Annotated in this window: 8 protein-coding genes and 1 riboswitch; all 8 genes read right to left on the bottom strand. The window is 41.1% G+C overall.

Translation table 11 applies throughout. From position 1 onward, the window contains the following. Positions 1–139: 139 nt before the first annotated feature. The 8 genes from BA70_RS05110 to BA70_RS05075 all read right to left on the bottom strand — a co-directional run bounded on the left by BA70_RS05110 (position 140) and on the right by BA70_RS05075 (position 12,014). Entirely contained in the window at positions 140–403 is a 264-nt protein-coding gene (locus BA70_RS05110; RefSeq protein WP_034319061.1) for a YpbS family protein, read from the bottom strand. Between the two features lie 42 nt (positions 404–445). Then, the gene (dynA, locus tag BA70_RS05105; RefSeq protein ID WP_034319058.1) at positions 446–4,039 is read right to left on the bottom strand and encodes a dynamin GTPase; all 3,594 of its coding nucleotides are present in this window, start codon (positions 4,037–4,039) and stop codon (positions 446–448) included. Positions 4,040–4,344: 305 nt separating this feature from the next. Beyond that, entirely contained in the window at positions 4,345–4,854 is a 510-nt protein-coding gene (locus tag BA70_RS05100) for an isoprenylcysteine carboxyl methyltransferase family protein (protein ID WP_034319055.1), read from the bottom strand. Further along, positions 4,851–5,951, bottom strand: a complete 1,101-nt coding sequence (locus tag BA70_RS05095; RefSeq protein WP_034319053.1) for a type III polyketide synthase — start codon at positions 5,949–5,951, stop codon at positions 4,851–4,853. Before BA70_RS05095 ends, BA70_RS05100 begins: the two co-directional genes overlap by 4 nt. Before the next feature lie 236 nt (positions 5,952–6,187). Next, on the bottom strand, positions 6,188–7,507 hold the full coding sequence (gene pbuX / locus BA70_RS05090; RefSeq protein ID WP_034319051.1) for a xanthine permease PbuX: 1,320 nt from the start codon (positions 7,505–7,507) through the stop codon (positions 6,188–6,190). Further along, complete coding sequence (gene xpt / locus BA70_RS05085; protein WP_034319048.1) at positions 7,504–8,088, bottom strand: xanthine phosphoribosyltransferase; 585 nt, start codon at positions 8,086–8,088, stop codon at positions 7,504–7,506. Before xpt ends, pbuX begins: the two co-directional genes overlap by 4 nt. Before the next feature lie 117 nt (positions 8,089–8,205). Continuing rightward, positions 8,206–8,305: riboswitch (purine riboswitch) on the bottom strand. A 136-nt stretch (positions 8,306–8,441) separates the two neighbouring features. Next, positions 8,442–9,947: a carboxypeptidase M32 gene (locus tag BA70_RS05080; protein ID WP_034319045.1), complete on the bottom strand. Its 1,506-nt coding sequence runs from the start codon at positions 9,945–9,947 to the stop codon at positions 8,442–8,444. A 123-nt stretch (positions 9,948–10,070) separates the two neighbouring features. After that, on the bottom strand, positions 10,071–12,014 hold the full coding sequence (locus BA70_RS05075; RefSeq protein ID WP_034319042.1) for an ATP-dependent DNA helicase: 1,944 nt from the start codon (positions 12,012–12,014) through the stop codon (positions 10,071–10,073). Between the last annotated feature and the right edge of the window lie 69 nt (positions 12,015–12,083).

Raw genomic sequence — 12,083 nt, 5'->3', positions numbered from 1 at the left:
TTCTGCTTCTGCATAGGACGGCATGTCTTTTTGTTTAGGGATACGCTTTTCCTGCTGCTTTGCATTTTGCTTTTTTTTCATGATCATTCCCCTTTCTCGGTTCATTTGTTAAGATGACCAAAAAAGAGAAAGTTACTCTTTACTTCTGTTTACGCTCAACATACTCCCTTACCATATCATTCGTGACATGCTTACGCAGCGGAACAATACCGCCTCGTGCAAGCTCATTCATCTTTGAAGTAATGGCATTGATTTCGTCTGTTGTAAATGGCTCGTTTTGCTCACACTTGGCGACAGCAGCCTCTATTGCAAGTTCTCTTTTCTGTTCAAGCTCGAGAAAGGACTGGATATGAGCATGCTGTTTTTGTGAATGTGCAGAAATGTCTTCGTGTACGCTCGTCATTGTGTATCAACTGCTTTCTTTTTTTATCTAGTCTACCATGAATCAAATGGTTTTCAACTGGTTCTTCCATTCATTTGTTTGTTCATATACTTGTTCAATAATGGCCTGCTCTTTGGCATCTGTCGTTAAGCTTGTGATAAATGTTTGTTTTTGTTCGCTCAGCTGCTGGAGCGCTTCTGTTTCATATCTTTCAGTAAAGGTCTTTACCATCTTTTCGTATCTGCTCAATAATTCCTCTTTTTCCTTATCCGCCCATTCAGTGGTTAATTGAAGAAGAATGTCTCGAATCGCTTCAATAAACGCAGACTTCCCATTTTGTTCGAAGAAGGCTTTCGCTGATTTTTGCTTTTTTAGGAGCGGCTCAAATTGGCTCAGTTCTGCTTCGACTTCAATTTGTTTTAGCTCAGCGTTTTTCTCTTCTGGCGGTGACAGTCTGAGAGAAAAGTAAGGATCTTCAGCACATACAGCCTGCATGCCCTTCTCCCACTCCTCTTGGAAATACTGGTTGATAAACGATTCCATTCGGATATCGAGAGCCTTGAGCTCCTGTACAAATTCAAATTCATAATCCTTCAGCGCCTGTTCAAGCGCCTTTTTCAACTGCTGACCGAAGTTTCCTTGGGATAGTCCAGGATAAAAAGCTGTCTTTAACATATCATTCGCAAATAGTGATAGACGCTGAATAATGTGGTAAAGCTGTTCTTGCAAGTCCTTTTTCACGCTTTCTGTCACTAGCTTAGATCGTTTGACATGGCTCATTTTTTCAAGGATTGTTTCATAGGATGCTTCTATCTTTTTCTTTTCGGCTTGCTTCTCATCCTCTGACTGATGCAAGGTGGCATGTAGCTTGTCGACTGTTCCACATAGTGTAATAGCTTCAAAATGCAAAAGCTCGATGGCGTCTTTCGTTAATTCTTCCTCAATAAAATAGTCGAGTTGTTTTCTAAGCTGTTCATATTGGTTATAAGGTGTTGACCCTTTTCCTTCGATCTCTTCCTTACTGGACACATGATGAAGATTTGGGTTTCGGATGCCTTCTTTTGTGAGCTCTTTTCGCACATAGTCAAAGACGGTTTCAAGCTCTGCTTGATCCTTTGCCAAATCAGCTGCATTGATAATAAAGAACATTTTATCCATGCTAAATGAATCTTTTACAAGCCCGAGCTTACGTAAAAATGACCGATCGGCCTTAGAGAACGAATGCTGATAGTAAGTTAAATAAAGAAGGGCGTCTGCGTCCTTCATATATTGAAAGGCAATCTCTGTGTGACGCTTATTCATACTGCTGGCGCCTGGCGTATCAACAATCGTCAGCCCTTTATCTGTCAAAGGTGTACTTAAATACACCGTCACTTCCTTGACCACACAAGAAACAGCTTCTTCTGCCACATACGGCTTTAGTTCTTGGAGTGTGACATTTAATGGGGTTTGCTTGTCAATGTAATCATGAAACCGGGCATGCGCCTCTAGAAAATGTTCAACAATAACGCGGTGATCCTGTTCAAGCTGTCTTTTTTTCAGTACTCTTTCCAGTTTCGCCCTAAACGTATCTCCCTTTTCTTCTGAGATAGAAAATCCGAGAATCTGATCGAGCTCCTCTAGCATATCCTGATCCGTTTTGAACACCACTTTCACACTTTCATGCGGGTGATCTTTCGTCGGCCGCGTTAGCTTATTGATCGTGGCAGTTGTTGGTGTAGGGGACGATGGTAACACCTTTCTACCAACAAGGGCATTTGCAAAGGAAGATTTCCCCGAACTAAAAGCCCCGAATAAGGCGAGTGTAAACTCTTTTGCCTGCAGCCGTTCTGTTCGTTTATCAAAGGACTTTCTTTGTGGTTGAAGAACGTCTAATGGCATTAAAATACGAGAAAGCTGTTCAAACTGATCAATCGACTGTGCGGTCGTTAAATGCTGAGACTGACGTATTTGATCACGATCTGTCTGCTCGTTTTTTTGCTCGCTCTCTTCAGCATGAAATGCCGCGTGATGCTGCTTCAGCTGGTCATGCTGCATCCATTGTTTTTTCGCATGAAACCAATCTTCTTGGATCAGCTCATCCGTTCCGTTTTGCCATATATCCCATACATGCTGGATGTTCCGTTCGATTTGTTCATTTTTTTCAATGCACTGCTCAAGCGTTTGAAGCTCTTGTTTCGCCAGTGCCCATTTTTCTTGCAGCTTCCCCTTTTCCTTTGTGAGCTGGTCTTTCAGGGTCTCAGCCATTTGTTCAATCAATGGGATCGCTTTCTGTTTTGCCTGTCTTTTCAGGGCTTCACCTGCATCTTTCGCATATTGAAGAACGTATTCATTAGAAAAAGTCGCACCAGGGTGAATGACTTTTTCCAGTAAAGATTCTTGGACAGGTGTTTCAAATGCCATCACTTGATCTAACAACTCTTCACCAAGCTGGTGCCGCTTGACAACCTTTTTGAAAAGCTCTGCTATATGCCAGTCCACTTCTGCTTTCATTCTCGTCTTTACATCTGCTACGAAATCGTTTGCCCGTCTTTCTTTTTCCTGCTCGGTTTTGTTTTTAGCGAAGAGCAACCCTACTTTAAAGCCAGGTGCTTTCGATTCGATATAGTCACTGGCGAGCTCCCTCATCTTAAATGGGGTTAGGTTCGCATTTTTTAAAATGTTCTCCACTTCAGAAGATACTTCGTCTTCTAACTGTGTTGCCCCATTTTCGGTGAACCGGTTTTTCGCTTCAAGTTCTTTGACTTCATTTCTTTTATCCTGAAGCTGCGTATCAAGATCCTCTTCCTGCAGCTCTTCTTTTAACGATTCGATATGTTCTTTGAGGACATGCTCTATTTTCTGCTCTGTATAGGCTCGGAGTGATGCTTTAGGTAATGTTTGTAATTCTTGTAATTTCTCAATTAAACGAAGCATTTCGTTTCTTGGGTGCGCCTCATCGGTCACAGATGTAAAATACAGATGATCTTCCTCTATGCCCTCTTTCAAGAGCATATCAACCACTTGTTTTTTGTAGTCTTCAAAAGCTGTCTCATGTTCATCATGCCGATCGACTTGATTCACAATGAAATAAAGATTTGGCACTTTGTCTTTAATGGAACGAATGAATCGAATGTTTTCTTCAGAATGAACATGGTTATAGTGAACGACATAAAAAAGAGCATCTGCTTGATGTAGAATAGACGCAGCCGATAAAAAGTGCGCATGATCCGTTGAATCAATTCCTGGCGTATCGATCAGTGCCACTTTTTCTTCAAGTCCACTATAATCACCGCTAATTTCGACCATTTCAATCTGTTCTCCATCCTTACAAAAACGCTGCACCGCTTCTTTATCATAAGAACCGCTCATTTTTGCAAAACGGCCATCAGAGGTGTGAAGCTGTACTTCACTTCTCCCTTTTCTCACAACGACTAAGTTTGCACTTGTTGGGATTGGGCTCGTTGGCAGGATTTGATCATGAAGCAAATGATTCACAAGTGACGACTTACCAGCAGAATAGTGGCCAGTAAATGCGATATACACTTCTTCTTCTGCTTCCTTTTTCATAATCGATGCAAGTTTGGCTGCGCGTTCATGGTCATCCCTTTTGAGAAGGCTTTGATATAAAGCACCTGTAGTTTGAACGAGCGAATCTCGAGTAGACAAGTCTTTCATGACGATAAACCCCTTTGTTTTTAGAAAAGTCAGTTATGTATGTGATACCATTTTACACAAAATAAAGAGATTTTTCTTCTGATCTGAGGAAATAAAAAAAATCTACTGCCCGATCAGTCGTAATTGACTGCGATCAGGAAGCAGATTTTTTTAAAACACCTTTTAAAACAAAGCCAATTAATAGGCTGTATACACAGACCGTACCGAGTAAGAAAATCATTGTCATGTGATCACCGTCCATCCTTCATGATTGAGAATGCTTATCATTAATGAAAGTGTAGCACAATTGATAATGATTTTCAATATTAATTTAGTAAATACTGATTCAGTGCCTTTTCTTCGGTTTGAATTCTCACCATCATCATCCATCCATTTAAACATGTAAACAAAATGGCAGTGATATACGCCTCAAACAATAACGGAATCAAGATAAGCTCAATCGCTACCACCACATAGTTAGGATGCTTTAACCACCGATACGGTCCCTTTTTTACAATCATCGCATTTGGCACCACTAAAATCTTTGTATTCCAGTACGTCCCAAGGGAACATAATGCCCAGTATCGAACCACCTGTGTAGCCAACAGGAAAACGAGCAGCAAAAGAAAAAAACGGGACGGTTCCCGGTTTAACAGCCATGTCTCTCCAATGAGAAAGAGGAAAAAAGCAGCATGCATTCCGACCATATAAGGATAATGGTTCGCACCAAATTCGATGGCACCTATCGCTTTCACTTTCTTCTCATTTCTTTTGGCCACAAACATTTCAATCAGGCGCTGACAAATGAAGAAACCAATAACAAGCCAAAAGATCATGACGACATCTCCTCCCATTTCATAAGTAATAATTCAGAGGAAAAACCCGGACCAAGCGCCCCGCAAAGCCCCACATCACCCGGATCAGCTGTCTGATGTTCAAGAAAATGCTTGATGACATACAAAACTGTGGCAGAGGACATATTCCCGTGGTGTTTGAGCACTTCTTTTGAAGAAAAAAGCTGATCCTCTTGTAAAGATAGACTTTCAAGATAAGCATCAATTACTTTTTTGCCTCCAGGGTGGGCAAGAAAAACAGATAGGTCATCTGTTGAAAACCCGAGCTGATGTAGAAATTGGTCCACCTGCTCTTGTAACCAGCCTGAAATAATGGACGGAATGTCACGTGAGAAAATGACCTGAAAGCCGTCACTCGTAAATTCCCAGCCCATCACATCCTCAGAATCTTTCATCGTTACTGACTGTGTACCAAGCACTTTAGGCACTGTTTTTAACTGCGTATAGTCAGATGCAGCTTTTTCTCCAGTTAACAGCACTGCCGCAGTCCCGTCCCCGAACAAAGAGGTGCCGATTAAATTGCTTTTTGATTGATCTTGCGGCTGAAAGGTTAAACTGCAAAGCTCACATGCGACAACAAGAACCTTCGCTTCTGGGTATGCCCTGATATATTCATAAGCTCTAGACAACCCTGCCGCTCCGCCCCCGCACCCTAGCCCCCAAATCGGTACTCGTTTCGTATAAGGCGAAAAAGGGAGAACGTTCATCAGCTTTGCATCAAGACTTGGTGTCGACAATCCGGTGCTTGAGATGAAAAACAAAGCATCAATCTCTTCATACGGAATAGGCTTTGTAAGGAAGGTTGTCTCATGAAGACAGTGAATGATCGCTTCTTTCGCATGTGCCAATGCCTTTTCCAAATAGATATTATTTTTCTCTTCAAAAGAGTGGTGCTTTTGATACCATTCAATAGGCTGCACAAACTGTCTGCTCTGCATTTCTCCATTATGAAAAGCCCTCAGCAACCGGTCAATATCTTTAAACGATCGTTTAAATTGAGACCTTGCAAATTCAGCAGCTGTTTGCTGATCTACATGATTCTTTGGTAGACTTGTTCCAACTGAAAGAATGTACGCCATCTGCTTCACCTCTTTTTTTGGTTAATATCCCCTATCAAAAATAGGATATACATGACAAATCGTCAAAATTCAGTCAAAATATTTTCCTTCGTCTAACTTTTTGTCTTGACGACAATTGATAAATATTGGATAATATAAATGAAAACATGATGTAGTTTTCCTCCTTCACAGGTTCGTTCCAAGCCAAGCGAACCTGCTTTTTTTATACAAAAAAAACACCTCTAAATGAGAGGTGTTTACATAACAGATTGTTTAGGTTCTTCCACATGATCGTGCTCTGCTTCTTTTTTAAATGGAATCATGTGATAAATAATATGAAGCAAAATAGCGGTAAAGCTCCCAGCCACTATTCCGTTACTTGTCAATAATTTGATGGATTCAGGCAGATGATCAAACATTTGTGGCACGACGGTTACACCTAAGCCGATTCCAACTGAGCAAGCGACGATGAGCAAGTTTTCCTGTTTTCCAAAATCAACACGCGTAAGCATTTTAATACCATACGCAATGACCATGCCAAACATCGCGACCATTGCGCCGCCAAGAACCGATTTTGGGATAATCGTTGTAAATGCAGCGATTTTAGGAAAAAGTCCAAATAACATGAGCAATGCACCTGTCACAACAATGACCTGGTTTTTCTTGACACCTGTTAACTGGATCAACCCCACATTTTGCGAGTAGGCTGTGTATGGAAAGGCATTGAAGATACCCCCTAATAACACAGCAATCCCTTCTGCACGGTAGCCCTTTGCTAAATCCTTCTCCTTTAATGAGCGATTCGTTAAATCTCCTAGCGCGAAATAAACACCTGTTGATTCAACTAAAGACACAACGGCAACTAAAGTCATCGTCATGATTGGCGCAAATTCAAAGGTAGGCATGCCAAAATAAAAAGGTTCAATCATGCGGAAAACTTGTGCATTTGCTACTTCGGCCGTTTCCACTTTTCCTAATAGGGCACCGACTGCTGTCCCAAGTAGTATGCCAATTAAAATAGCGATAGCTTTCATAAATCCCTTTGTGAATCGATAGAGCAGAACAATAATAAACAGCACAAGGAAAGCGAGTCCTAAATTTTCAAAAGAACCATAATCTGCACTTCCTTCTCCGCCTGCCATATTGTTCATAGCTACTGGAATGAGGGTAATTCCAATAATCGTGACGACGGAGCCTGTTACAACAGGTGGAAAAAATTTCACAAGCTTCCCAAAGAAAAAGGAAAGAGCAATGACAATACAACCTGAGGCAATAATACTTCCATATATAGACGAAATCCCATATTTAGAGCCAATGGCAATCATGGGAGAAACTGCGGTAAATGTACAGCCTAGTACGACAGGTAAGCCAATACCAAAGAAGCGGTTTTTCCATACTTGGAGCAGTGTGGCAGCACCACACATGAAAATATCCGCCGAGATTAAGTAAGTGAGCTGTGCAGGCGAGAGCCCAAGCGCATCACCAACAATGAGGGGTACAAGAACCGCACCTGCATACATCGCCAGGACATGCTGAATTCCTAGAGAGAGCGTTTTGGCTTTTTTAGCGGCACTCATGATTGTACCTCGCGTACAAACGTGACTTTTCCTTCCTCAAGTGATGCAATACGTGCGAGTGACTCAACACGGTAGCCCATTTGTACAAGCTCTTTTCTTCCTGGCTGGAATGACTTCTCAATGACAATTCCAAATCCAGCTACTTTTGCCTTCGCCTGCTTTGCAATAGTGGCCAGTCCTTTAGCGGCTTCACCGTTCGCTAAAAAGTCATCGATGATGAGCACACAATCATTTTCACTAAGGTGCGTATTCGAGACAGCGATGGTACTTTCTACATTTTTCGTAAAAGAGTACACACTTGCTGTTAAGAGGTTCTCCGTTAATGTGAGTGATTGTCGTTTACGAGCAAAGACGACGGGCACATGAAGGGCAAGTCCAGCCATCACAGCAGGCGCGATGCCAGAAGATTCGATCGTAATGATTTTTGTAATGCCATCATGCTTAAATAATCTAGCAAACTCTTGACCAATCTCATGCATTAATACAGGATCAATTTGATGATTTAAAAAGGCATCTACCTTTAACACTTGATTCGACAGAACGATTCCTTCGTTCTCAATTTTTTGACGTAACAATTCCATCATTCTTCCCCCTAGCATATTGGCAAACATCCTATTTTTTGCATAAAAAAAGCATTGCTGTCCATGAGGAGCAAGCAATGCGAAAACGATCCACGGATCTTCAGCTCAAATAAGAACTGTTTCATTTTGCTCACTCATAGTCGGACGGTATCGGTGTCCGGTAGAAACTTGCGTGCCATCATCACGCGATTATATGAGTGTTATAGTGTTCAAATTATAACAAGATTTCAGACGCTTGGAAAGCACTTTTCTAGAAAAATACCGAACTTAAATAATAGATCAGATCAAAACGTTCGTTTTTAGAATATTCACGCATCAAAAAAGCACCCTTTTGACGAAAGGGTGCCTTTCATTTATGATAAATACAATTTCGTGTACTTATCCGTTAAGTAGTCGATTAAATATTGAACATTTAATTCTTCGCCAGTTGCATCTTGAATGATTTCAGATGGCTTTTTCCGTTTTCCATGTTTATGGACATGTTCAGTTAGCCATTCTTTTATCGGTGCAAAAGACCCATTTTGGATCAGTTCATCAAAATTCGGTAAATCTTTGATCATTTGCTGCTTTAATTGCGCCGCATACATATAACCAAGTGCATACGAAGGGAAATAACCAAAGCTGCCATCTGACCAGTGGACATCCTGCAAAATACCAAGCGCATCGTTAGGCGGCGTAATGCCAAGATATGCTTTATATTTTTCATTCCAAAGCGCAGGTAGGTCTTCAACGGCGACTTCTTCATTGAAAATAGCTTTCTCAATTTCATACCGGATAATAATGTGAAGCGGATACGTGAGTTCATCTGCTTCAATTCGAATGTAAGTCGGCTTAGACTCATTGACTGCATGCACAAAGTCCTCTAAAGATACATCTTTAAATTGTTCAGGAGAAGCTTCTTGCAGCTTTTGATAATATGTTTTCCAGAAATCTTCATGTCTGCCGATAAAATTCTCAAAGAAGAGAGATTGTGATTCATGGATACCCATTGACGTGCCATCACATAATAGCGTCCCGCTTAGTGCCTCATCAATGTTTTGCTCGTAAATGGCATGACCGCATTCATGAATGGTACCAAAGATCGCCATCCGAAAATCGTGCTCATCATAGCGAGTCGTCACACGAACATCCCCTCTGCTTAATGTCACAGCAAACGGATGAACCGTTGTATCAAGACGCCCTGCATCAAAGTCATATCCTAACTCTTTTAAGAAAAAGAGGCTAAGCTCTTTTTGCTTGTCGATTGGGAAGCTTTTCGATAAAAATGAAGTATCCGGTTTATTTGGGGAGGCTTCAATTTTTTTCACGAGAGGAACGATGGCATCACGAAGCGCGCCAAATTTTTGATCGAGCTGTTCCACGGTCATATCTGGCTCGTAGTTATTGAGCAGCACATCATATGGCGTTTTTTTCACGCCCCAATACTGAATAAAACGCTTGTTAAAATCAATGAGCTGTTTTAAGTAAGGAGCAAAGAGGGAAAAATCTGATTTCTCTCTTGCTTCAACCCAGACATGCTCTGCTTTTGATTGTAGAATGGAGTATTCTTTAAATTCTTCTTTTGGAATTTTGCTGTTTTCATCATACTCTTTTTGCGATAATTCGAGCGCCTTCTGTGTATCTTTTGACAGCTCATCTCGCTTTTTATTTAATGCGTCAAGAAGGTCTCTCATCTCATCAGAAGTCTTCATATTAAAGATATCACTTGATAATTGACCGATGGTTTCAGCTCTGAAATCAGCGCTTTTTTTAGGAGCCTGCGTTCTAGAGTCCCAATAAAGTAAATGGAGCGCCTCTGTATAGTGGGCGATTTTTCCTAGTAATTGATAAAACGCTTTCTCTTTTGATTCAAGACTCATGCGTTCGTTCCCCCAATCAATAAAATATGTATGTACGTTTCAAGGCTACTTCAATGAATGTTCGTTTGTCAATGAAAAAGGAGGATACACCATTGGTATCCTCCTCTTTTCGTCGTTCGTCCCCTATAATGAAGTGATGACTGGCTTCACTGGCAGGACAGATTCAATTTTACTTTGAAGCTCTTTATCTTCCTTGCCATCAAAGTATATATGAATGCTTCCTGCATCTTGGCTTGTCCGAATCAGTCTGCCAATGCCTTGTCGTAATCGAAGCAACATATATGGAAGGTCCACTTCAGCATATGCATCCTTTGATTCATTCCGTTTCGCCTCAAATACTGGATCATGCGGCGGATAAGGAAGTCCCCAAATGACCACATTCGTTAAGGATTGACCTGGAATATCCAGCCCTTCCCACAGATGAACGGAGCATAACACTGATGTCTCATCTGCTTGGAACTTTTGAACAATGGTGCTGATTTCCTCGTCTCCCTCAAAATACACTTGGAAAGGCAGTGATTCATTTGATGCCTCAAGCTGCTTTCTAAATAAATGGAGTTCATCAAATGAAGGGAATAGAATCAATGATCTGCCTCCATTGTCTTTCAGCTGAGTGATCACTTGCTGTCCTTTTGCCTCTGGATCTAAGACCGGCTGCTGAATTCCGTGGAAATAAATTTGCATTTGCTCATCGTAATCATACGGCGAAGCCACACTCATTGATAAGTAATCTTTTATACCAAGACTTTCAGCTAAATAATCAAATGATTGGTTTTCAGACAATGTCGCTGAAGAGAAAATATATGGTCTTTTTTGCGAGAATACTTTTTCGCCAAGCACCTCTGCGACCGTCTTCGGCATGACGACAAATGTCGTATCTAATTCCTGCTTTTCAAGCCAGCTAATGGCATTTTTTTGATAAAGCGACAGGGAATAAGCCATTTGTTCAATGTACTCTTCCACAACAGACAATTCGTATTGATCAATTGTATACATCTCGGATTCAAACACGAGCGCTTCTCCGATTTTTTCAAGTAAGTCACACAATTCACTTGCTGAACGCTTCACCTCATCCACGCGCCCAATTTCAAGTCGATGCGAGCCTTTGACTTCTTTGGCATTTGTTTTTAAAAGATAGAAGAACTCATCGTTTGTTGCTAGTGCATCTTCAACAAGTTCTGCAAATTCTTCGCGAATGTCGTTTTGCAAAAGACGCTCCAAAAATGTCTCCAGCGTTGATTGCTTCACTCGGTACGTCAAAGCTTTTTGTGCGGCAAACTCAAGAAGATGACCTTCATCAAATACAACTGAGCTATGTTCAGGGAGCAGAGGAAGCTGACCCTCACGTTTGCGGGATTCCTTTGTCCACACATGCTCCATGTAAAAGTCGTGTGAGCAGATGATCAGGTCTGCCGCTTTCCGGTAATGATCTCTTGATAAATTCAAGCCGCAGCGATGACGCATATCACACGTCAAGCAGTCCTGAAACGAATCATAGCCAATTCGTGACCATTCATCATTTGATAGTTCTGGATACTCTTTTCGATCTCCGTACGGATAAAAGGTTTGCATACCATGTGATTCATGAACAAATGAAGGAAGCGATTCATAACTATCGAGCCACTTCTCATCATCTTCACGCTGCATGGTTTTCTCGAGTTTTTTCAAGCATAAATATTGATCATGCGATTTACTTAATCTCGCATCTATTTGTATATCAAGGTGATTGGCAATTTTATAGATATCACCTTCTTGTTTGACCAACTGTTCAATTAACGTTTCGTCTGCACATGCAATAATCGCAGGTTTCCCAGTATATCTTGCATATGTGACGGCAAATAATAGATAGACGATTGTTTTGCCTGTGCCTACCCCAGCTTCGGCAAACATCACACTTTTTTCTTTAAAGGCTCTTTCTAACTGAAAAGCCATAAATATTTGTTCATCTCGAAGATCAAAGCCCTTTTCTGGCAAAATGTCATAAAACACATCACCAATCCAGTTGCCCAGTTCTTCGTAAAAATTGTGTTCTTTTGATAATGAAAAAGGCAAACGAGATGCTGTCACCTGCTTCAACCCCCAACTTTTGAATCATTCAGACATTCAATAGTAACATTTATGCTGGGGAATGACAAT

Source organism: Bacillus zhangzhouensis, assembly GCF_000715205.1.
Classification (GTDB): Bacteria; Bacillota; Bacilli; order Bacillales; family Bacillaceae; genus Bacillus; species Bacillus zhangzhouensis.
Note: the sequence above shows the minus strand (reverse complement) of the source record. Positions and strands in the feature narration are given on the sequence as shown.

What these genes read in the sequence shown, in the direction of transcription:
- BA70_RS05100 (WP_034319055.1), bottom strand. Translation starts at nt 4,854, where the DNA reads ATGATCTTTTGGCTTGTTATTGGTTTCTTCATTTGTCAGCGCCTGATT.
- dynA (WP_034319058.1), bottom strand. Translation starts at nt 4,039, where the DNA reads ATGAAAGACTTGTCTACTCGAGATTCGCTCGTTCAAACTACAGGTGCT.
- pbuX (WP_034319051.1), bottom strand. Translation starts at nt 7,507, where the DNA reads ATGAGTGCCGCTAAAAAAGCCAAAACGCTCTCTCTAGGAATTCAGCAT.
- BA70_RS05095 (WP_034319053.1), bottom strand. Translation starts at nt 5,951, where the DNA reads ATGGCGTACATTCTTTCAGTTGGAACAAGTCTACCAAAGAATCATGTA.
- xpt (WP_034319048.1), bottom strand. Translation starts at nt 8,088, where the DNA reads ATGGAATTGTTACGTCAAAAAATTGAGAACGAAGGAATCGTTCTGTCG.
- BA70_RS05110 (WP_034319061.1), bottom strand. Translation starts at nt 403, where the DNA reads ATGACGAGCGTACACGAAGACATTTCTGCACATTCACAAAAACAGCAT.
- BA70_RS05080 (WP_034319045.1), bottom strand. Translation starts at nt 9,947, where the DNA reads ATGAGTCTTGAATCAAAAGAGAAAGCGTTTTATCAATTACTAGGAAAA.